This window comes from Pseudescherichia sp., assembly GCF_031979925.1.
Taxonomy (GTDB): Bacteria; Pseudomonadota; Gammaproteobacteria; order Enterobacterales; family Enterobacteriaceae; genus Pseudescherichia.
The window spans coordinates 96,509-116,821 of sequence record NZ_DALZFB010000006.1 but is presented as its reverse complement, the minus strand read 5'-3'; the positions used below and the strand labels follow the sequence as shown (position 1 = coordinate 116,821).

The 20,313-nt window shown below is 58.1% G+C and carries 21 protein-coding genes; 15 read left to right on the top strand and 6 right to left on the bottom strand.

From position 1 onward, the window contains the following. Window positions 1-11 precede the first annotated feature (11 nt). The 12 genes from RTM13_RS12405 (at window position 12) to hisP (ending at window position 10,975) form a co-directional block, all read left to right on the top strand. Window positions 12-671 carry a DedA family protein gene (locus RTM13_RS12405; protein ID WP_312212305.1) on the top strand — a complete coding sequence of 220 codons (660 nt, stop codon included), beginning with the start codon at window positions 12-14 and terminating at the stop codon, window positions 669-671. A 103-nt stretch (window positions 672-774) separates the two neighbouring features. Then, window positions 775-1,689: an acetyl-CoA carboxylase, carboxyltransferase subunit beta gene (gene accD, locus RTM13_RS12400; protein WP_312212304.1), complete on the top strand. Its 915-nt coding sequence runs from the start codon at window positions 775-777 to the stop codon at window positions 1,687-1,689. Between the two features lie 68 nt (window positions 1,690-1,757). Then, a complete protein-coding gene (gene folC, locus RTM13_RS12395) occupies window positions 1,758-3,026 on the top strand; it encodes a bifunctional tetrahydrofolate synthase/dihydrofolate synthase (protein WP_312212303.1) in 1,269 nt (422 codons plus the stop codon). Beyond that, the gene (dedD, locus tag RTM13_RS12390; RefSeq protein ID WP_312212302.1) at window positions 3,016-3,705 is read left to right on the top strand and encodes a cell division protein DedD; all 690 of its coding nucleotides are present in this window, start codon (window positions 3,016-3,018) and stop codon (window positions 3,703-3,705) included. Before folC ends, dedD begins: the two co-directional genes overlap by 11 nt. 185 nt (window positions 3,706-3,890) lie before the next feature. Next, window positions 3,891-4,379 (top strand): colicin V production protein, encoded by a 489-nt coding sequence (gene cvpA, locus RTM13_RS12385; RefSeq protein ID WP_103818980.1) that lies wholly within the window; start codon window positions 3,891-3,893, stop codon window positions 4,377-4,379. Window positions 4,380-4,413: 34 nt separating this feature from the next. Then, window positions 4,414-5,931, top strand: coding sequence for an amidophosphoribosyltransferase (purF, locus tag RTM13_RS12380; RefSeq protein ID WP_042389531.1), 1,518 nt, complete (start codon window positions 4,414-4,416; stop codon window positions 5,929-5,931). 95 nt (window positions 5,932-6,026) lie between these two features. Next, a complete protein-coding gene (locus RTM13_RS12375; protein ID WP_312212301.1) occupies window positions 6,027-6,608 on the top strand; it encodes a UbiX family flavin prenyltransferase in 582 nt (193 codons plus the stop codon). A gap of 286 nt (window positions 6,609-6,894) precedes the next feature. After that, the gene (gene argT / locus RTM13_RS12370; protein ID WP_144816928.1) at window positions 6,895-7,677 is read left to right on the top strand and encodes a lysine/arginine/ornithine ABC transporter substrate-binding protein ArgT; all 783 of its coding nucleotides are present in this window, start codon (window positions 6,895-6,897) and stop codon (window positions 7,675-7,677) included. Window positions 7,678-7,926: 249 nt separating this feature from the next. Further along, window positions 7,927-8,709, top strand: a complete 783-nt coding sequence (gene hisJ, locus RTM13_RS12365) for a histidine ABC transporter substrate-binding protein HisJ (RefSeq protein WP_312212300.1) — start codon at window positions 7,927-7,929, stop codon at window positions 8,707-8,709. 85 nt (window positions 8,710-8,794) lie between these two features. After that, window positions 8,795-9,481, top strand: a complete 687-nt coding sequence (locus tag RTM13_RS12360; RefSeq protein WP_312212299.1) for a histidine ABC transporter permease HisQ — start codon at window positions 8,795-8,797, stop codon at window positions 9,479-9,481. Further along, window positions 9,478-10,194, top strand: a complete 717-nt coding sequence (gene hisM / locus RTM13_RS12355) for a histidine ABC transporter permease HisM (protein ID WP_312212298.1) — start codon at window positions 9,478-9,480, stop codon at window positions 10,192-10,194. The genes RTM13_RS12360 and hisM overlap by 4 nt, the downstream gene beginning before the upstream one ends. Before the next feature lie 7 nt (window positions 10,195-10,201). Then, the gene (gene hisP / locus RTM13_RS12350; RefSeq protein WP_312212297.1) at window positions 10,202-10,975 is read left to right on the top strand and encodes a histidine ABC transporter ATP-binding protein HisP; all 774 of its coding nucleotides are present in this window, start codon (window positions 10,202-10,204) and stop codon (window positions 10,973-10,975) included. Between the two features lie 16 nt (window positions 10,976-10,991). On the opposite strand, the gene RTM13_RS12345 is transcribed toward hisP, so the two are convergent. The 4 genes from RTM13_RS12345 to yfcG all read right to left on the bottom strand — a co-directional run bounded on the left by RTM13_RS12345 (window position 10,992) and on the right by yfcG (window position 13,575). Further along, window positions 10,992-11,519 (bottom strand): GNAT family protein, encoded by a 528-nt coding sequence (locus tag RTM13_RS12345; protein WP_312212296.1) that lies wholly within the window; start codon window positions 11,517-11,519, stop codon window positions 10,992-10,994. Window positions 11,520-11,595: 76 nt separating this feature from the next. Beyond that, window positions 11,596-12,489 carry a TIGR01777 family oxidoreductase gene (locus RTM13_RS12340; protein WP_312212295.1) on the bottom strand — a complete coding sequence of 298 codons (894 nt, stop codon included), beginning with the start codon at window positions 12,487-12,489 and terminating at the stop codon, window positions 11,596-11,598. A 19-nt stretch (window positions 12,490-12,508) separates the two neighbouring features. Then, window positions 12,509-12,871, bottom strand: coding sequence for a dihydroneopterin triphosphate 2'-epimerase (folX, locus tag RTM13_RS12335; protein ID WP_312212294.1), 363 nt, complete (start codon window positions 12,869-12,871; stop codon window positions 12,509-12,511). A 74-nt stretch (window positions 12,872-12,945) separates the two neighbouring features. Beyond that, the gene (yfcG, locus tag RTM13_RS12330) at window positions 12,946-13,575 is read right to left on the bottom strand and encodes a GSH-dependent disulfide bond oxidoreductase (RefSeq protein WP_312212293.1); all 630 of its coding nucleotides are present in this window, start codon (window positions 13,573-13,575) and stop codon (window positions 12,946-12,948) included. Between the two features lie 133 nt (window positions 13,576-13,708). Here yfcG and yfcF point away from each other — a divergent pair, with 133 nt between their 5' ends. From yfcF to yfcD, 3 genes are all read left to right on the top strand, one after another. Continuing rightward, the gene (gene yfcF / locus RTM13_RS12325; RefSeq protein WP_312212292.1) at window positions 13,709-14,347 is read left to right on the top strand and encodes a glutathione transferase; all 639 of its coding nucleotides are present in this window, start codon (window positions 13,709-13,711) and stop codon (window positions 14,345-14,347) included. Between the two features lie 64 nt (window positions 14,348-14,411). Then, the gene (gene yfcE / locus RTM13_RS12320; RefSeq protein ID WP_312212291.1) at window positions 14,412-14,963 is read left to right on the top strand and encodes a phosphodiesterase; all 552 of its coding nucleotides are present in this window, start codon (window positions 14,412-14,414) and stop codon (window positions 14,961-14,963) included. 56 nt (window positions 14,964-15,019) lie between these two features. After that, a complete protein-coding gene (gene yfcD, locus RTM13_RS12315) occupies window positions 15,020-15,565 on the top strand; it encodes an NUDIX hydrolase YfcD (protein ID WP_312212290.1) in 546 nt (181 codons plus the stop codon). A 62-nt stretch (window positions 15,566-15,627) separates the two neighbouring features. On the opposite strand, the gene RTM13_RS12310 is transcribed toward yfcD, so the two are convergent. After that, entirely contained in the window at window positions 15,628-18,021 is a 2,394-nt protein-coding gene (locus RTM13_RS12310) for a phosphoketolase family protein (RefSeq protein ID WP_312212289.1), read from the bottom strand. A 125-nt stretch (window positions 18,022-18,146) separates the two neighbouring features. Continuing rightward, window positions 18,147-20,288: a phosphate acetyltransferase gene (gene pta, locus RTM13_RS12305; protein WP_312212288.1), complete on the bottom strand. Its 2,142-nt coding sequence runs from the start codon at window positions 20,286-20,288 to the stop codon at window positions 18,147-18,149. Between the last annotated feature and the right edge of the window lie 25 nt (window positions 20,289-20,313).

Below are 20,313 nucleotides of genomic sequence, written 5' to 3'. Positions count from 1 at the left end.
AGGCTAATGACATGGATTTTATCTACTTTCTGATCGACTTTATCCTGCACATTGACGTGCATCTGGCGGAGCTGGTGGCCGAATACGGTATCTGGATCTACGCCATTCTGTTCCTGATTTTATTCTGTGAGACCGGGCTGGTGGTGACGCCTTTCCTGCCGGGCGACTCGCTGCTGTTTGTGGCCGGGGCGCTCTCCGCGCTGCCGAGCAACGATCTCAACGTGCACATGATGGTGATGCTGATGATTGTCGCCGCGATCCTTGGCGATGCGGTGAACTACACCATTGGCCGCCTGTTTGGCGACCGGCTCTTCAGCAATCCCAACTCCAGAATCTTCCGTCGCAGCTACCTCGATAAGACTCACGCCTTCTACGACAAGCACGGCGGCAAGACGATAATTCTGGCGCGATTTGTGCCGATCGTCAGAACATTCGCCCCATTTGTGGCGGGAATGGGCCATATGTCCTATCGTCACTTTGCGGCCTACAACGTCATCGGCGCGCTGCTATGGGTGCTGCTGTTCACCTATGCAGGCTACCTGTTTGGCGATCTGCCGGTGGTGCAGGAGAATCTGAAGCTGATGATCGTCGCGATTATCGTGCTCTCTATCCTGCCAGGCGTGGTCGAAATTATTCGTCATCGACGGGCGGCTTCACGACAGGCAAAATAGGAACCCGGCAACGGTTCGACCACTTTTTTGTCCCAAGTTGCCGACTGTTATGTTTTAATGTGCACCATTTATGGGCTACCAGGTTCATGCAGAAAGGTTATCAATGAGCTGGATTGAACGAATTAAAAGCAATATTACCCCCACCCGCAAGGCAAGCATCCCTGAGGGCGTGTGGACCAAATGTGACAGCTGCGGTCAGGTACTTTACCGTGCCGAACTGGAGCGTAACCTTGAGGTCTGCCCGAAATGTGACCACCACATGCGTATGTCAGCGCGTAATCGCCTGCATAGCCTGCTGGACGAAGGGTCAATGGTGGAGCTGGGCAGCGAGCTTGAGCCGAAAGATGTGCTGAAGTTCCGCGACTCTAAAAAATACAAAGACCGTCTGGCGACGGCTCAGAAAGAGACCGGCGAGAAAGACGCGCTGGTGGTGATGAAAGGCACCCTGCACGAGCAGCCGGTTGTGGCAGCGGCCTTTGAGTTTGCCTTTATGGGCGGCTCTATGGGCTCAGTCGTCGGCGCGCGGTTTGTGCGTGCCGTTGAGCAGGCGCTGGAAGATAACTGCCCGCTGATCTGCTTCTCCGCCTCCGGTGGCGCGCGTATGCAGGAAGCGCTAATGTCTCTGATGCAGATGGCGAAAACCTCTGCTGCGCTGGCAAAAATGCAGGAGCGTGGTCTGCCGTACATCTCCGTGCTGACCGACCCAACCATGGGCGGCGTCTCTGCAAGCTTTGCGATGCTGGGCGACCTGAACATCGCCGAGCCGAAAGCGCTTATCGGCTTTGCCGGTCCGCGCGTCATTGAGCAGACCGTACGTGAGAAACTGCCGCCGGGCTTCCAGCGCAGTGAGTTTCTGATCGAGAAAGGCGCGATCGATATGATCGTGCGTCGTCCGGAGCTGCGCCTGAAGCTGGCGAGCATCCTGGCGAAGCTGATGAACCAGCCTGCGCCAAACCCGGATGCACCGCGTGAAAGCGTGGTGGTACCGCCGGTACCGGATCAGGAAGTCGGCATCTGATAAACCAGAGGGCAGGGCCAGCCGGCTCTGCCTTTTTCTTTTCACACTGGCAGCAATCCCCGGGCACTATGGAAACGAAAAGCACTCCTCAAGCCACGTCGCCCCTGGCCACGTGGCTTTCTTATCTGGAAAACCTGCACGGTAAAACCATCGATATGGGACTTGAGCGCGTCAGTCGGGTGGCCGCTGCGCTGGAGGTACTGAAGCCTGCGCCTTTCGTCTTTACCGTGGCAGGCACCAACGGCAAAGGCACCACCTGTCGCACGCTGGAGTCGATTCTGCTGGCGGCGGGCTACCGGGTTGGCGTCTACAGTTCGCCTCATCTGGTGCGCTATACCGAGCGCGTACGCGTGCAGGGCGGCGAGCTACCCGAGCTGGAGCATACCCGCTCGTTTGCTGCCATTGAAGCCGCCCGGGGCGAAACCTCGCTGACCTACTTTGAGTACGGCACCCTGTCTGCGCTGTGGCTGTTTAAGCAGGCCGCGCTGGATGTGGTGATCCTTGAGGTCGGGCTGGGCGGACGCCTGGACGCCACCAACATGGTGGATGCTAACGTGGCGGTAGTCACCAGTATTGCCCTCGATCACACCGACTGGCTGGGACCGGATCGCGAGAGCATTGGCCGGGAGAAGGCCGGTATCTTCCGCAGCGGTAAACCTGCCGTGGTAGGAGAACCCGATATGCCGCACACTATTGCCGACGTGGCAGCGGAGAAGGGGGCAAACCTGCTGCGCCGCGGGATCGACTGGCGTTATGCGGTGGCGGATAATAGCTGGACGTTTCAGGATGCGGCGGGCGAGCTGAATGCGCTGCCGCTGCCCCAGGTTCCGCAGCCAAATGCGGCCACCGCCCTGGCGGCGCTGCGGGCCAGCGGGCTGACGGTTAGCGAGCAGGCGATCCGCGACGGCATTGCCGGTGCGATCCTGCCGGGCCGCTTTCAGATCGTGAGCGAATCGCCGCGCCTGATCCTCGACGTGGCGCATAACCCGCACGCGGCGGCCTACCTTGCCGGGCGGCTTGCGGCCCTGCCGTCACGCGGGCGCGTGCTGGCGGTGGTAGGAATGCTGCATGATAAAGACATCGGCGGCACGCTGGCCTGTCTGGAGCGCTGCGTCGATAGCTGGTATTGTGCCCCTCTGGAGGGGCCACGCGGTGCGACGACAGAGCAGCTGCTGGCTCACCTGAAGAGCGGGGCTGCCTATGCTGACGTTGTGCAGGCGTGGCACGCAGCGATGGCAGATGCCAGACCTGAAGATACCGTGCTGGTGTGTGGTTCATTCCACACGGTGGCACATGTCATGGAAGCGATGGACGCGGGGAGAGCCGGTGGCAAGTAAGTTTCAGAACCGTTTAATGGGAACCATTGTGCTGGTAGCGCTGGGGGTGATTATCCTGCCAGGGCTGCTTGACGGGCAGAAGAAACACTATCAGGACGAGTTCGCGGCCATTCCGCTGGTGCCGAAGCCGGGCGATCGCGATGAGCCGGACATGATGCCGGCGGCAACGCAGGCGCTGCCGGCCCAGCCGCCGGAGGGGGCGGCGGAAGAGGTGCGCGCGGGCGATGCCGCCGCGCCATCGCTGGATACCTCCCGACAGGCGCTTGAAAGCGGCGCGGCGGAAGCGGAACAGTATCCGGTAGAGACGCCGAAAGCGAAGCCGGTTGAGAAGCCGCAGCCGCAGCGGGACCGCGCCAGCGAGCAGCTGGCGGCCGCTAACGATGCTCCGGTCACACCGCCTAAACCAGCGGCGGCGGAAGAGAAGCCTGCGCCAACCGGTAAGGCCTGGGTTGTTCAGCTCGGGGCGCTGAAAAATGCTGATAAAGTCACTGAGATCGTCGGCAAGCTTCGCGGAGCAGGGTATCGTGTTTACACTATTCCAAATACGCCGGTACAGGGTAAAATAACCCGTATTCTGGTCGGCCCGGACGCCTCCAGAGATAAGCTAAAAGGTTCGCTCGGTGAGTTAAAACAGCTGTCGGGGTTAAGCGGCGTGGTGATGAACTACAGCGCAAACTGATCCTCTGGCAGGTTAAATAAAGAGCGACCGGCAGGTCCGAAGAGGCAAAAGGTCTGATGGCGTTGAATATTTTTTCAACGCCATTTTTATTTCCGCGCGGCAAGGAAATCGCTACGCAAACGTTTTCTTTTTCTGTTAGAATGCGCCCCGAACTGGACGACAGGGCGTAAAATCATGGGACACATATGGTCTGGATTGATTACGCCATCATCGCGGTAATAGGTTTTTCCTGTCTGGTTAGCCTGATCCGTGGCTTTGTACGTGAAGCGTTATCGCTGGTGACATGGGGTTGTGCTTTCTTTGTTGCCAGTCACTACTACACTTACCTGTCTGTTTGGTTCACGGGCTTTGAAGACGCACTGGTGCGGAACGGAATTGCTATCGCAGTCCTGTTTATCGCAACGCTGATTGTCGGCGCGATTGTTAACTATATTTTCGGCGCGCTGGTCGATAAAACCGGCCTGTCGGGAACCGACAGGGTGTTGGGGATTTGCTTCGGTGCGCTACGTGGAGCATTGATCGTCGCCGCAATCCTGTTCTTTCTCGATACCTTTACCGGGTTCTCGAAAAGCGATGACTGGCAGCGTTCGCAGCTGATCCCGCAGTTCAGTGTTATCATCAGGTGGTTCTTTGACTATCTGCAAAGCTCGTCTAGTTTTTTGCCCAGGGCGTAAGCCCTGCGATGTGGCCTAGCGAGGAAAGAGACGTATGTGCGGTATTGTCGGTATCGCCGGTGTTATGCCGGTAAACCAGTCGATTTATGACGCGTTAACGGTGCTCCAGCACCGTGGTCAGGATGCCGCAGGCATCATCACTATCGATGAAAACAACTGCTTCCGTTTACGTAAAGCGAACGGGATGGTTAGCGATGTATTTGAAGCCCGCCATATGCAGCGCCTCCAGGGGAACATGGGTATCGGCCATGTGCGCTACCCAACGGCAGGCAGCTCCAGCGCCTCGGAAGCCCAGCCCTTCTACGTCAACTCGCCGTATGGCATCACGCTTGCCCACAACGGCAACCTGACCAACGCCCACGAGCTGCGTAAGAAGCTGTTCCAGGAGAAGCGTCGCCACATCAACACTACCTCCGATTCTGAAATCCTGCTCAATATTTTCGCCAGCGAGCTGGATAACTTCCGCCACTACCCGTTAGAGGCGGATAACATTTTTGCCGCTATTGCCGCGACCAACCGCCAGATCCGCGGCGCGTACGCCTGCATCGCAATGATTATCGGCCACGGCATGGTCGGCTTCCGCGATCCCAACGGTATCCGTCCGCTGGTGCTGGGCAAGCGCGATATCGGCGACGGCCGCACCGAGTACATGATGGCCTCCGAGAGCGTGGCGCTGGATACGCTGGGCTTTGAGTTCCTGCGTGACGTCGCGCCGGGCGAAGCGGTCTACATCACCGAAAAGGGCCAGCTCTCTACCCGCCAGTGTGCCGATAACCCGGTCAGCAACCCGTGCCTGTTTGAGTACGTCTACTTTGCCCGTCCGGACTCCTTTATCGATAAGATCTCCGTCTACAGCGCCCGCGTTAATATGGGTAAAAAGCTGGGCGCGAAGATTGCCCGCGAGTGGGAAGATCTCGACATTGACGTGGTGATCCCAATCCCGGAGACCTCCTGCGACATCGCGCTGGAGATTGCCCACATTCTGGATAAACCCTACCGTCAGGGCTTCGTGAAGAACCGCTACGTTGGCCGCACCTTTATCATGCCAGGCCAGCAGCTGCGTCGTAAATCCGTACGCCGCAAGCTCAACGCTAACCGCGCTGAGTTCCGCGATAAGAACGTGCTGCTGGTGGATGACTCCATCGTGCGCGGTACCACCTCAGAGCAGATTATCGAGATGGCACGCGAAGCCGGGGCGAAGAAGGTTTACCTCGCCTCTGCGGCACCGGAGATTCGCTTCCCGAACGTCTACGGCATCGATATGCCAACCGCGAACGAGCTGATCGCCCACGGCCGTGAAGTGGACGAGATCCGCCAGATCATCGGTGCTGACGGCCTGATCTTCCAGGACCTCAACGATCTCATCGACGCCGTGCGTGCCGAGAACCCGGATATCCAGCAGTTTGAGTGCTCGGTGTTCAACGGGATCTACGTGACCAAAGACGTTAACCAGCAGTATCTCGACTACCTTGACTCCCTGCGCAATGACGATGTCAAAGCCGTGCAGATGCAAAACGATCTCGAAAGCTTAGAGATGCATAACGAGGGTTAATCCTCTCTCGCGCCCTGCGTTCGCAGGGCGCTTCAACGTTGCAACGCCCGCCATAATCCGGCAAAGTCCTCTCACGTAAGTAAAAGGACGGGAATATGAAACGACTGATTATTGGCATCTCGGGTGCCAGCGGGGCCATTTACGGCGTGCGTCTGCTGCAGGTGCTGCGCGACGTGGCCGATGTGGAAACCCATCTGGTGATGAGCAACGCTGCCCGCCAGACGCTGGCGCTGGAGACCGACCTCTCCCTGCGTGACGTGCAGGCCCTGGCCGACGTGGTCCACGACTCGCGTGATATCGCCGCCAGCATCTCCTCTGGCTCGTTCAAGACCGCCGGTATGGTGATCCTTCCCTGTTCCATTAAAACGCTCTCCGGCATCGTTCACAGCTACACCGACAGCCTGCTGACCCGGGCGGCTGACGTAGTGCTGAAAGAGCGCCGCCCGCTGGTACTCTGCGTGCGCGAGACCCCGCTGCATCTTGGCCACCTGCGGCTGATGACCCAGGCGGCGGAGCTGGGTGCAGCAATTATGCCCCCGGTTCCGGCCTTCTATCACCGCCCGCAGACCCTCGATGACATCATCAACCAGACGGTTAACCGTGTGATCGATCAGTTCGACATTGACCTGCCGGAAGATCTCTTTACCCGCTGGCAGGGACCCGCTGCGTCAAAATAGTGCATCACACCTGGATTGCCCTGTTTCAGGGCAAATCTGCAAGCGCGATCATATCCTCGACATTTAACCGCTGTTTTCAGTTTGTAACGCTGCGGTTCATTTAGCAGACCTGCTATCTTTCACCCTAACGGTAATGCTGCAACCTTTTATTAACATTTCTTACGGCGATTATTATGGGTCATGAGAAAGTGGCATAAGACGTGCAAGCATCAGCGGGTAACACAACACAACGTTATATAACAACAACACGCAATAGATAATAAAATCAGAAACTCGAGGGTAATGTATGAAGAAGACGGCTGTAGCTCTCTCTTTACTGCTGGGACTCTCCAGCGCCGCCAGCGTTTACGCTGCGCTTCCCCAGACCGTGCGCATTGGTACGGACGCAACCTATGCGCCATTCTCGTCAAAAGACGCGAAGGGTGAGTTTGTCGGCTTTGATATCGACCTCGGTAACGAGATGTGCAAACGTATTCAGGTTAAGTGCACCTGGGTGGGCAGCGACTTTGATGCGCTGATCCCCTCCCTGAAAGCCAAGAAAATTGATGCCATTATCTCTTCTCTCTCTATTACCGAAAAGCGCCAGCAGGAGATCGCCTTCTCTGACAAGCTCTACGCGGCGGATTCACGTCTGATCGCGGCCAAAGGCTCACCGATCCAGCCGACCATTGAGTCGCTGAAGGGCAAGCACGTTGGCGTACTGCAAGGTTCAACCCAGGAGGCCTTCGGCAACGCTAACTGGCGTAGCAAAGGCATTGATGTTGTTGCCTATCAGAACCAGGATCTGATCTACTCCGATCTCGCCGCTGGTCGTCTGGACGCTGCCCTGCAGGATGAAGTTGCCGCCAGTGAAGGCTTCCTCAAACAGCCTGCCGGGAAAGAGTTCGCTTTCGCCGGTCCGTCGGTAAAAGATAAAAACTTCTTCGGTGACGGTACCGGGGTTGGCCTGCGCAAAGATGATACCGAACTGAAGGCTGCGTTCGATAAAGCCTTAGGCGAGATCCGTAAGGACGGTACCTACGACAAGATGGCGAAAAAATACTTCGACTTTAACGTCTACGGCGATTAACAAGCAGGCGCGGTGCACCATGATGGTGAGTCAGCGTGGTGCATTGATACGGTTGATGCCTTACGGCGGTGCGGTGAACGTGCTTTTGTAAGGCAACGGGACATAAATCAGCATAGTTAAGCAGTGGCGCTGCAAAAAAAATCGTCCGGCAGGGTAGAATATTTTGCCTTGCCGGGCCGAATAATGGCACGATAGCCGTACCGTATTCTGTTCAAAATCCCGTTATAAGACCGTCAGTTGAGGATGTTTATGAATAAGTTGGTATTATCGCTTTCTCTGGTGCTTGCTCTTTCCAGCGCGTCCAGCGCCTTTGCTGCCATTCCGCAAAAACTGCGCATTGGCACCGATCCCACCTACGCACCGTTCGAATCGAAGAATGCGCAGGGTGAATTAATCGGTTTTGATATCGATCTGGCTAAAGAGCTGTGTAAACGCATTAATACCCAGTGTACCTTCATCGAGAACCCGCTGGATGCGCTGATCCCCTCGCTGAAAGCCAAGAAAATCGATGCCATCATGTCGTCGCTCTCGATCACCGAGAAGCGTCAGCAGGAGATCGCATTTACTGACAAGCTTTATGCGGCAGATTCACGACTGGTGGTGGCGAAAGTGTCTAACATCCAGCCGGACCTGTCGACCCTGAAAGGCAAGCGCGTTGGCGTTCTGCAGGGCACCACGCAGGAGACCTACGGCAACGAGCACTGGGCGGCGAAAGGGGTGGAGATCGTCTCCTACCAGGGCCAGGACTCTATCTATGCCGACCTGACCGCGGGCCGCATCGACGCCGCGTTCCAGGATGAAGTGGCCGCCAGCGAAGGTTTCCTGAAAACTGCGGCGGGCAAAGAGTACAAATTTGGTGGCCCGTCCATCAAAGATGAGAAGCTGTTTGGCGTTGGTACCGGCATGGGCATTCGCAAAGAGGACAACGAGCTGCGCGAAGCGCTGAACAAAGCCTTTGCCGATATGCGTGCCGACGGTACCTACGAAAAGCTGGCGAAAAAGTATTTCGATTTTGATGTTTACGGTGGCTAATCCCCACCTGTGACAAACGTGCGGCCCCTCCCATGACGGGAGGGGAAAAGACACGGCAGACACTACACACCACGGGGCAGGCTGCATGCTGTACGGGTTTTCTCAAGTTATATTCCAGGGCGCTGTCGTCACGCTGGAGCTGGCGCTCAGCTCGGTTGTACTGGCCGTGCTGATAGGCCTCGCCGGGGCGGGGGCTAAGCTCTCACACAACCGCCTGCTGGCCACTCTTTTTGAAGGTTACACCACGCTTATCCGTGGCGTGCCCGATCTGGTGCTGATGCTGCTCATCTTCTACGGGCTGCAAATCGCGCTCAACAGCATCACCGACGCCGTTGGCATGGCGCAGATTGACATCGATCCGATGATCGCCGGTATCATCACCCTCGGCTTTATCTACGGAGCCTACTTCACTGAAACCTTTCGCGGGGCGTTTATGGCCGTGCCGAAAGGGCACATCGAGGCGGCGACCGCCTTTGGCTTTACCGGCGCTCAGACCTTTCGCCGCATTCTCTTCCCGGCCATGATGCGCTACGCCCTGCCGGGCATTGGTAACAACTGGCAGGTGATCCTCAAGGCTACCGCGCTGGTGTCGCTGCTGGGCCTTGAAGACGTGGTGAAAGCCACCCAGCTCGCCGGGAAAAGCACCTGGGAGCCATTCTACTTTGCCGTGGTCTGCGGGCTTATCTACCTGGTATTTACCACTGTCTCTAATGGTGTGCTGCTTCTGCTCGAACGCCGCTACTCCGTGGGCGTGAAGAGGGCTGACCTGTGATCGAGATTATTCAGGAGTACTGGCGCTCCCTGCTGTGGACCGACGGCTATCGCTTTACCGGCGTGGCGATCACCCTCTGGCTGCTGATCGCATCGGTAGTGATGGGCGGCATCCTCGCGCTGTTTCTCGCCATCGGCCGCGTCTCCAGCAACAAATTTATCCGCTTTCCGATCTGGCTGTTTACCTACGTTTTTCGTGGTACGCCGCTCTATGTCCAGCTGCTGGTCTTCTACTCCGGGATGTACACGCTGGAGATTGTGAAGGGCACGGAGCTGCTGAACGCCTTTTTCCGCAGCGGCCTGAACTGTACGGTACTGGCGTTAACCCTTAACACCTGCGCCTATACCACCGAGATTTTTGCCGGGGCGATCCGCTCGGTACCGCACGGTGAGATTGAGGCAGCGCGAGCCTATGGCTTCTCATCGGTGAAGATGTACCGCTGCATTATTCTGCCGTCGGCGCTGCGCATCGCGCTGCCCGCCTACAGCAACGAAGTGATCCTGATGCTGCACTCCACGGCGCTGGCCTTTACCGCCACCGTGCCGGATCTGCTGAAAATTGCCCGTGATATTAACTCGGCCACCTACCAGCCCTTTACCGCGTTTGGTATTGCCGCCGTGTTGTACCTGATTATCTCCTATGTTCTGATCAGCCTGTTCCGCAAAGCGGAAAAACGCTGGCTGAAGCATGTGAAACCTTCTTCGACGCACTGAGAATACGATGTCCGAGAATAAATTAAACGTTACAGATCTGCACAAGCGCTACGGCGAACACGAGGTGCTGAAAGGGGTATCGCTGCAGGCTAACGCGGGCGATGTGATCACCATTATCGGCTCGTCCGGATCCGGCAAAAGTACCTTTCTGCGCTGCATCAACTTCCTCGAGAAGCCAAGCGAAGGCACGATTGTGGTTAGTGGGCAGAATATCACCCTGGTGCGGGATAAAGACGGCCAGCTGAAGGTGGCTGACAAACATCAGCTACGCCTGCTGCGCACCCGCCTGACCATGGTATTCCAGCACTTTAACCTCTGGAGCCACATGACGGTACTGGAGAACGTGATGGAAGCGCCGATTCAGGTGCTGGGGCTAAGCAAGCAGGAGGCCCGTGAGCGGGCGGTGAAGTATCTGGCGAAGGTAGGCATCGACGAGCGCGCTCAGGCTAAATACCCGGTGCACCTCTCCGGCGGCCAGCAGCAGCGCGTCTCTATTGCCCGCGCGCTGGCGATGGAGCCTGAGGTTTTGCTGTTTGACGAGCCGACCTCGGCGCTGGATCCTGAACTGGTGGGTGAGGTGCTGCGCATCATGCAGCAGCTGGCGGAGGAGGGGAAAACCATGGTGGTGGTGACCCATGAGATGGGCTTTGCTCGTCATGTCTCTTCCCACGTCATCTTCCTGCATCAGGGGAAAATTGAGGAGGAGGGCAAGCCGGAGGCGCTGTTCGACAATCCGCAAAGCCCCCGCCTGCAGCAGTTCCTGAAAGGTTCGCTGAAGTAGCCTTCCGGCCCTCTCCTTAACCGGGGAGGGCTGAACTAAACTCCTGCGCAGTCAGACGGTAGACCCAGTCATCGTGAAACACGCCGTTCAGACGATAGACCTTCTGCAGCATCTCCACCCGATTAAACCCCAGCTTCTCCAGCACGCGCTGTGAACCCGTATTGCCCGCCAGCACCCATGCGTTCAGCGCTGTGATGTCCGCCTCGTTAAACGCGTAGTGACAGACAGCATTCAATGCTTCGCTGGCGTAGCCCTGCCCCTGGGCGTAGGTGGCAATGCTATAGCCGACGTCTGCCTCCTGCCGATTTTCCGCTGACCTGTTCAAGCCAATATCCCCGACCGGGGTCGCTATTCCCTGCTGGCGAATAACAAAGGCTCCTGTATCGATTAAGCGTGCGTCAAATACCCGACGAATATCCTCCTGTGAGGCAATATCCGCCATAAAGCGCATAATCGCCGGATCGCGGCGCAGGCGCAGGAAAAAAGGCCAGTCAGACTCCTGAAATGGGGAGAGGATCAGGCGTGAAGTCGTCAGCGTAGGCATTGAAATCATTAATCTGGTGAATAGGTTATTTACATTAGCACCAGAATGATAAAATGGTGCTATTTATTTTAACGATTCAGCGCAAGACATCCGCAAGCGCCTCATCCAGATCGTACCAGCGAAAACCAAACCCGGAGGCCTCCAGGCGCTTGGGTAGGGCGCGCTGGCCGCCGAGCACCAGCACCGAGGATTCGCCCATCAGCAGCCGCACGGTGCTGGCTGGTGCACGAATAAAGGCAGGGCGGTGCAGGGCATGGCCGAGAGCGTGGGCAAAGCGCTCATTATGCACCGGATAGGGGGAGACCATATTAAAGGGGCCGCGCAGGTCGTTATCCAGCAGCCAGATAATGCCGTTGACCATATCATCGATATGGATCCAGGCCAGGTACTGCCGTCCGCTGCCGATCGGGCCGCCGAGGCCGAGGCGGAACACCGGCAGCATCTTCGCCAGCACGCCGCCTTTCGGCGCGAAGACCACGCCGGTACGCAGCAGGCAGACGCGGGTGCGATCGCTCAGCGCGCCGCAGGCGATCTGCTCCCAGCGGGCGCAGAGCTTGTGGGTAAACTCGTTGTGTGGCGGCTCCTCTTCGGTAACCACCACCTCGCCGAGATCGCCGTAGTAGCCCGTCGCCGACCCGGAGATCAGCACCGAAGGGGGCGTGGCGCTGGCTTTGATCAGATCCACCAGCTTCTGGGTGATCTGCCAGCGGCTGTTGCACAGGCGCGCTTTTTGCGCCTCGGTCCAGCGCTTGTCGGCGATAGGCTCCCCCGCCAGGTTAATGACCGCATCGATGTCGTTAAGATCGTGGCGATCGTCAAGCCCCTGGCGGAAGGTGACGCCATTGCCCAGCTTCTGACGCGCCCGCTCGGGGTTGCGGGTGATCACCGTCACTGAATGCCCCAGCGCCAGCAGGCGGGGCACAAGATGGCTGCCAATCAGGCCGGTACCGCCGGTAATCAAAATCCTCATGCAACCTCCGGGGCTGCGCTTATCGTCGCCAGCTCATGCTCATTGACACCGAGTCGGCATACCGTAGCGCGTAAAGTTTATCGATCTCTACTTCAGCATATGTGACCCAGTGATGTTCGCGTGCGATATCGAGCACATCCTGGGTTAATTTTTCCAGCAGGAAGAAGCGATTGTTTTCAATATGCTGAATGATATTTTTGGTGATTGTCCGGTAGTTCAGCGCATCGTTGATATCTTCGCTGGCCCGCGCTTTGTCTGCGGGATAGTGGATCGCCACGTTGACCACAATGTCCTGACGATTGGCAATCTCCTCTTCTTTGATGCCGATAAAGGTTCTCAGGCGCAAATTTTTTATTCTAATGACAGCGTCTGGCTGCGACATAGCAAACTCCCTCTGTGTAGTGAACGGAGTTATCATACACGAGGTTAAACGGCCCGCCTACGCGGGCGCGTAGGCTAGCTCTGCGTAATTTTTTGCATCGCACGCAGGGTGGCCGGCCGGGTACGAATGCGCTCGAACCAGTTGTTCACCGCCGGGTAGCTGGCGAGGTTGATCCGCTGGCGTTCGTGAGCGTTAATCCACGGCCAGGCGGCGATATCGGCAATGCTGTAGTGCTCACCCCCCAGCCAGGGCACGCGCTCCAGCCGCTTGTTCATCACGCTGTAGAGACGCTGCGTTTCAACCTGAAAGCGCTCGATAGCATAGGGCACCGGCTTGGGGGCAAAGTAGTTAAAGTGGTGGTTTTGTCCCAGCATTGGACCCAGGCCACCCACCTGCCAGAAGAGCCACTGCAGCGTCAGATGCCGCTCACGCAGCTCGCCGCTGAGTAACTTGCCGCTCTTTTCCGCCAGATAGAGCAGGATCTCTCCAGACTCAAACAGGCTAAGCGGCGCGCCACCGTCAGCAGGGGCATGGTCAACGATGGCCGGAATTTTATTATTCGGCGAGATCTCCAGAAAATCGGGGCGGAACTGATCGCCTTTGCTGATATCGACGCGGATCAGGCGGTAATCCAGCTCCGCCTCCTCCAGAAACAGCGTAATTTTGTGCCCGTTAGGGGTAGGGGCGTAATAGAGATCGATCATCTCAACTCCTGTCTGGGAATAAAGTCGCACACAGGAGTATAGGCGCTGCCGGGGTATGCGGAATTTTCAGGCAGTGACAGCCCGCACAGGACGCTATATTTTAGATGAAATTCGACAATTCAATGAGGATACCATGGGCGAGCCAGCAATAACGTTGTGGTCTGATGCGGACTTTTTCTCTCCTTACGTCATGTCGGTATACGTCACCCTGCACGAAAAGGGGCTGCCGTTTACGCTGAAGACCATCGATCTCAACAGCGGGGAGCACCTGCACCCAGAGTGGAAAGGCTATCGCCTTAGCCGCCGCGTGCCAATGCTGGAGATTGACGGCTTTGAGATGACAGAATCCTCAGCGATTAGCGAATATCTTGAAGAGCGCTTTGCGCCGCCGGAGTGGGAGCGCGTCTATCCCCACGATATCCAGAAGCGCGCCCGGGCGCGGCAGATCCAGGCCTGGCTGCGCAGCGATTTGATGCCCATTCGCGAGGAGCGTTCAACGGACGTGATCTTCGCCGGTGCGAAGAAGGGGCCGCTCAGCGAGGCGGGCCAGCAGAGCGCTGAAAAACTGTTTACCATCGCCGGCGCGCTGTTAACTCACGGCAACCCCAACCTGTTTGGCGAGTGGTGCATTGCCGACGCCGATCTGGCGCTGATGCTCAACCGACTGGTGCTAAACGGCGACGAGGTTCCGGAGCGCCTGGCAGACTACGCCACCTTCCAGTGGCAGCGCTCCTCCGTCCAGCGCTATATCGCACTTTCTGCGGTGCGCTGAAGCTGCTTAGCGCAGGCAGATCCATTATGATAGAGCGGATGTCTTTACGATAAGGGTGTAAGCGATGAAGCTGATGTTTGCCTCCGATATTCACGGCTCACTGCCAGCGACGGAGCGTGTGCTGGCGCTGTTTGCCGAGAGCGGCGCGCAGTGGCTGGTGATCCTTGGCGACCTGCTCAATCACGGGCCGCGCAATGCGCTGCCGGAGGGGTATGCGCCTGCACAGGTGGCCGAGCGGCTGAACACCCAGGCGTCGCGAATCATCGCTGTGCGCGGCAACTGCGACAGCGAAGTGGATCAGATGCTGCTCACGTTTCCCATCACCGCCCCCTGGCAGCAGGTATTATTGGATAATTCCCGGCTGTTTTTGACTCACGGCCATCTCTATAATGCAGAAAATTTACCACCGCTCGCCGCTGGCGATGTATTAATCTCTGGTCATACTCATATTCCGGTGGCGGAAAAGCGCGGCGAGATTATTCACTTCAACCCCGGCTCGGTGAGCATACCGAAGGGGGGCTTCGCCGCGAGCTACGGTATGTTTGAGGACGGTATTTTTCGCGTAATCGCACTGAACGATCAACGGATTATTGCAGAGGTCGCCATTAATCCGTAAGTTAGCTCTCAACCAGAAACGCGCCACCAGAGCGCTAAGCAGAGAAGGTTTTTCCGATGGTGGAACAGAGTCATTTTACAGGCACGGAGTGGGTGGATATCGTCAATGAGGACAACGAGGTGATCGCGCAGGCAAGTCGCGAACAGATGCGCGCGCAGTGTTTGCGCCATCGCGCCACCTACATTGTCGTGCATGACGGCATGGGAAAAATTCTGGTGCAGCGTCGCACCGAAACAAAAGACTACCTGCCTAGCCTGCTGGACGCGACGGCGGGCGGCGTAGTGCAGGCGGACGAGGGGATGCTGGAATCCGCACGGCGTGAAGCGGAAGAGGAGTTGGGCATTGCCGGTGTGCCGTTTGCCGAGCATGGGCAGTTCTACTACGAAGACGATCACTGCCGCGTCTGGGGTGGGCTATTCAGCTGCGTCTCCCACGGGCCTTTTGCCCTGCAGGAGGATGAGGTCAGCGAGGCGATCTGGATGACGCCGGAAGAGATCACCGCCCGCTGCGATGAGTTCACGCCGGACTCACTCAAGGCGCTGGCGCTGTGGATGAGCCGCAACGCCAACAACGATACGCTTAAGCTGGCTGAAACCGAGTAGGCCTGTATAGAAGTATCAAGCCGGCCACGCCATGCAGTGGCCGGCTTTTTTAATGCCTTAACTTACTCCGGCACGTCGCCGCTGCCCTGCTGCGAGGGCCACTTCCAGTTGCGTACCTCGGGCAGATCTTCCCCGTGTTCGCGCACGTAGCGGTGATGCTCGGCGATCTTCTCCTGTAAATCGTCAAGGATCGCATCGGCCTTGCCCGCCAGCGTCTCTACCCGCAGGATCGCCTCCTGCGCCAGATGGAAGCGATCCAGCTCGTTCATCACCGTCATGTCAAACGGTGTGGTGGTGGTGCCTTCCTCCATAAACCCGCGTACGTGGAAATTGCGATGGTTATTACGGTGATAGGTCAGACGATGAATCAGGCTCGGGTAGCCGTGGAAGGCGAAGATCACCGGCCTATCAGCGGTGAAGATAGCCTCAAACGCCTCGTCGCTCAGCCCGTGCGGATGCTGATCCTGGGTCTGTAGCGCCATCAGGTCGACCACGTTTACCACCCGCACGCTGAGATCCGGCAGGTAGCCGCGAAGGAGATCCACCGCTGCCAGCGCCTCCATGGTAGGGACATCCCCGGCGCAGGCCATCACGACGTCCGGCGTTCTGTCCGGCTCTTCGTTGCCCGCCCAAGGCCAGATGCCCATCCCCACTTCACAGTGCTTCGCCGCCTCCTCCATGGTAAGCCACTGCGGTTCCGGCTGCTTACCCGCAACGATCACATTGATGCGATCCCAGGTTTTCAGGCAGTGATCGGCCACCCAAAGCAGGGTGTTAGCATCCGGTGGCAGATAGATGCGCACAATATCGGCTTTCTTGTTGGCGACGTGATCGATAAAGCCGGGATCCTGATGGCTGTAGCCGTTGTGATCCTGACGCCAGACGTGGGACGAGAGCAGATAGTTCAGCGAGGCGACGGGTTCACGCCACGGCAGCTTGCGCGTTACCTTCAGCCACTTGGCGTGCTGGTTGAACATCGAGTCAATGATGTGGATAAAAGCCTCGTAGCAGTTAAACAGGCCGTGGCGACCGGTGAGCAGATAGCCCTCCAGCCAGCCCTGGCACTGATGCTCGCTGAGGATCTCCATCACTCGGCCGTCCGGGGCGAGCTGCTCATCGTAAGGCTCAATCTCTCCCTCCCAGGTGCGGTTAGTGACATCGAACACGTCCCCCAGCCGGTTGGAGGCGGTCTCATCCGGACCAAAGAGGCGGAAGTTGTCCGGGTTGTGGGTAAAGATGCCGCGCAGGTAGCGCCCCAGCACCTCTGTAGACTGCGCCTGGGTCTCGCCGGGGGAGGCAATATCAAGAGCAAACTCGCGTAGCTCGGGCGTCACCAGCTCGCGCCGGAGCCGTCCGCCGTTGGCCCAGGGGGTAGCACCCATCCGCTTATCACCCTCGGGGGCCAGCGCTTTTAGCTCGGGCTTAAGCCGCCCCTGCTCGTCAAAGAGATCTTCCGGCTGGTAGCTGCGCATCCAGCGCTCAAGGATCTGTCGATGCTCGTCGTTTTCCCGACATGAGGAGACCGGCACCTGATGCGCACGCCAGAAGCCTTCGACTTTTTTACCGTCGACGGTCTGCGGGCCGGTCCACCCTTTGGGGCTGCGCAGGATAATCATCGGCCAGCGCGGTATCGACTCAGCGGCTTCACCCCGACGGGCGCGCTGCTGGAAATCACGGATCTTATCCAGGGCGTTATCCAGCGCCTCGGCCATCTGCGGATGCATTTTCTCCGGCTCATGACCGCTGACAAAGACCGGATCGTAGCCGTAGCCGCGAAACAGCTGGGTAAGATCCTCATCGCTGGTGCGCGCCAGCAGGGTTGGGTTAGCGATCTTGTAGCCGTTGAGGTGCAGGATAGGAAGTACGGCCCCGTCCCGGGCGGCGTTGAGAAACTTAATGCCGTGCCAGCTGGCGGCGAGCGGGCCGGTCTCGGCTTCACCGTCGCCAATCACGCAGGCGGCAATTAGGTCGGGGGCATCAAACACCGCTCCGAAGGCGTGGGAGAGGGAGTAGCCCAGCTCACCCCCTTCGTTGATCGAGCCGGGCGTTTCCGGCGCGGCGTGGCTGGGAATGCCGCCGGGAAAAGAAAACTGTTTAAACAGCTTCTGCATCCCCGGCGCGTCTTCACTGATATCGGGATAGATTTCGCTGTAGCTGCCTTCAAGCCAGGTGTTCGCCACCATGCCAGGCCCGCCGTGGCCGGGGCCGCAGACGTAGAGCATATCCAGATCGCGCTGGCGGATGGCGCGGTTAAGGTGTGCGTAGATAAAGTTAAGCCCTGGCGTGGTGCCCCAGTGGCCGAGTAGGCGGGGCTTGATATGTTCCGGCTTAAGCGGCTCACGCAGCAGCGGGTTATCCATCAGGTAGATCTGGCCGACGGAGAGGTAGTTTGCGGCGCGCCAGTAGCGATCCAGTAACGTGAAGTCGTTATCGTGGCCGGTTGCAGATTGCGTCATGCTTTCTCCCGTTATCAGGTTAAATCGTTCCTGTTAACCCTAATAGAAGAAGCGGAGGAGGGCGAATTTGCACCAAAAAAAAGGGCCATGGAAGCGCCATGACCCTTAAGCAGCGAGGTATCAGCTTACTGCTGCTGAGAGGACTGAATCGCGGTCAGGGCGATGGTGTAGACGATATCGTCAACCAGCGCGCCACGGGACAGGTCGTTCACAGGCTTACGCATACCCTGCAGCATCGGCCCGATGGAGATCAGGTCGGCAGAGCGCTGTACCGCTTTGTAGGTGGTGTTACCGGTGTTCAGATCCGGGAAGATGAACACGGTAGCGCGACCAGCAACCGGTGAGTTCGGCGCTTTGGATTTCGCGACGTCAGCCATTACCGCGGCGTCATACTGCAGCGGGCCGTCGATCATCAGGTCAGGACGTTTCTCCTGCGCCAGACGGGTCGCTTCACGCACTTTCTCTACGTCGCTACCCGCGCCGGAGTTACCGGTAGAGTAGGAGAGCATGGCTACGCGCGGCTCGATACCGAAGGCAACCGCGGAGTCAGCGGACTGAATCGCAATTTCGGCCAGCTGTTCAGCGGTCGGATCCGGGTTGATTGCGCAGTCGCCGTAAACGTAAACCTGCTCCGGCAGCAGCATGAAGAACACGGAGGAGACCAGCGAGCTGCCCGGTGCCGTTTTGATCAGCTGCAGCGGCGGACGGATGGTGTTCGCTGTGGTGTGAACCGCACCGGAAACCAGACCGTCAACTTCGTCCTGCTCCAGCATCAGGGTGCCGAGAACCACGTTGTCTTCCAGCTGTTCACGGGCAACGGCTTCGGTCATGCCTTTGCTCTTACGCAGCTCAACCAGACGGGCAACGTAGCTTTCACGCACCACTTCCGGGTCAACGATTTCGATGCCAGCGCCCAGCTCAACGCCCTGAGAGGCCGCAACGCGGGTGATCTCATCCGGGTTACCCAGCAGCACGCAGGTCGCGATACCGCGCTCGGCACAGATGGCCGCGGCCTTAACGGTACGCGGCTCGTCACCTTCCGGCAGCACAACGCGTTTGCCAGCCTGGCGCGCCAGCTCGGTGAGCTGGTAGCGGAACGCAGGCGGAGAGAGACGGCGGCTACGCTCGGAGGTCGCGGTCAGGGATTCGATCCAGTCAGCGTTAACGTAGCCTGCTACATACTCCTGCACTTTCTCGATACGCGCATGGTCGTCAGCCGGCACTTCCAGGTTGAAGCTCTGCAGGCTCAGCGAGGTCTGCCAGGTGTTGGTGTTCACCATGAATACCGGCAGGCCGGTGGCAAAGGCGCGTTCGCACAGCTTAGCCACGCGAGCGTCCATCTCATAGGCACCGGTCAGCAGGATCGCGCCGATCTCAACGCCGTTCATCGCGGCCAGGCAGGCGGCAACCAGCACGTCCGGACGGTCAGCGGAGGTCACCAGCAGGGAGCCTGCACGGAAGTGCTCCAGCATGTGCGGAATGCTACGGGCACAGAAGGTCACAGACTTCACGCGGCGGGTATTGATATCGCCTTCGTTAACGATGGTGGCATTCAGGTGTTTCGCCATATCGATTGCACGGGTGGCAATCAGATCGAAGCTCCACGGGATTGCGCCCAGCACCGGCAGGGAGCTGGATTCGCTCAGCTGCGCCGGATCGATGCTGATCACTTTTGCTTTGGAGGAGTCATCGAAGATCTCAGAGAGATCCGGACGGGTACGGCCCTGCTCATCAACCGGGGCGTTCAGTTTATTAACGATCACGCCGGTGATGTTGGTGTTCTTGACACCGCCGAAGCTGTTGCGGGTCAGCTCGATACGCTCTTTCAGCTGCTCCTGGGTATCGGTACCCTGAGACATGACAAAGACGATCTCAGCGTTCAGCGTTTTGGCGATTTCGAAGTTCAGCGTCTGGGCAAACTGGTGTTTGCGGGTCGGGACCAGGCCTTCAACCAGTACCACTTCTGCGTCTTTCGCGCTCTCGTGGTAGCGGGCGATAATCTCTTCCATCAGCACGTCTTTCTGGTTGCTGGAGAGCAGAGACTCAACGTGGCTCATCTTCAGCGGCTCAGCGGCAGGCAGATTGGAGTTCGCACGCACGATAGTGGTGGTCTGGTCTGGCGCATCGCCACCGGCACGCGGCTGGGCGATAGGTTTAAAGACGCTCAGACGAACGCCTTTGCGTTCCATAGCACGGATCACGCCCAGGCTGACGCTGGTCAGGCCGACGCTGGTTCCGGTAGGGATCAGCATAATAATACGGGACACGGTATATCCTCTTTTTCGTTACCGC

What these genes read in the sequence shown, in the direction of transcription:
- RTM13_RS12405 (WP_312212305.1), top strand. Translation starts at nt 12, where the DNA reads ATGGATTTTATCTACTTTCTGATCGACTTTATCCTGCACATTGACGTG.
- accD (WP_312212304.1), top strand. Translation starts at nt 775, where the DNA reads ATGAGCTGGATTGAACGAATTAAAAGCAATATTACCCCCACCCGCAAG.
- folC (WP_312212303.1), top strand. Translation starts at nt 1,758, where the DNA reads ATGGAAACGAAAAGCACTCCTCAAGCCACGTCGCCCCTGGCCACGTGG.
- cvpA (WP_103818980.1), top strand. Translation starts at nt 3,891, where the DNA reads ATGGTCTGGATTGATTACGCCATCATCGCGGTAATAGGTTTTTCCTGT.
- purF (WP_042389531.1), top strand. Translation starts at nt 4,414, where the DNA reads ATGTGCGGTATTGTCGGTATCGCCGGTGTTATGCCGGTAAACCAGTCG.
- RTM13_RS12375 (WP_312212301.1), top strand. Translation starts at nt 6,027, where the DNA reads ATGAAACGACTGATTATTGGCATCTCGGGTGCCAGCGGGGCCATTTAC.
- argT (WP_144816928.1), top strand. Translation starts at nt 6,895, where the DNA reads ATGAAGAAGACGGCTGTAGCTCTCTCTTTACTGCTGGGACTCTCCAGC.
- hisJ (WP_312212300.1), top strand. Translation starts at nt 7,927, where the DNA reads ATGAATAAGTTGGTATTATCGCTTTCTCTGGTGCTTGCTCTTTCCAGC.
- RTM13_RS12360 (WP_312212299.1), top strand. Translation starts at nt 8,795, where the DNA reads ATGCTGTACGGGTTTTCTCAAGTTATATTCCAGGGCGCTGTCGTCACG.
- hisP (WP_312212297.1), top strand. Translation starts at nt 10,202, where the DNA reads ATGTCCGAGAATAAATTAAACGTTACAGATCTGCACAAGCGCTACGGC.
- RTM13_RS12345 (WP_312212296.1), bottom strand. Translation starts at nt 11,519, where the DNA reads ATGCCTACGCTGACGACTTCACGCCTGATCCTCTCCCCATTTCAGGAG.
- RTM13_RS12340 (WP_312212295.1), bottom strand. Translation starts at nt 12,489, where the DNA reads ATGAGGATTTTGATTACCGGCGGTACCGGCCTGATTGGCAGCCATCTT.
- folX (WP_312212294.1), bottom strand. Translation starts at nt 12,871, where the DNA reads ATGTCGCAGCCAGACGCTGTCATTAGAATAAAAAATTTGCGCCTGAGA.
- yfcG (WP_312212293.1), bottom strand. Translation starts at nt 13,575, where the DNA reads ATGATCGATCTCTATTACGCCCCTACCCCTAACGGGCACAAAATTACG.
- yfcF (WP_312212292.1), top strand. Translation starts at nt 13,709, where the DNA reads ATGGGCGAGCCAGCAATAACGTTGTGGTCTGATGCGGACTTTTTCTCT.
- yfcE (WP_312212291.1), top strand. Translation starts at nt 14,412, where the DNA reads ATGAAGCTGATGTTTGCCTCCGATATTCACGGCTCACTGCCAGCGACG.
- yfcD (WP_312212290.1), top strand. Translation starts at nt 15,020, where the DNA reads ATGGTGGAACAGAGTCATTTTACAGGCACGGAGTGGGTGGATATCGTC.
- RTM13_RS12310 (WP_312212289.1), bottom strand. Translation starts at nt 18,021, where the DNA reads ATGACGCAATCTGCAACCGGCCACGATAACGACTTCACGTTACTGGAT.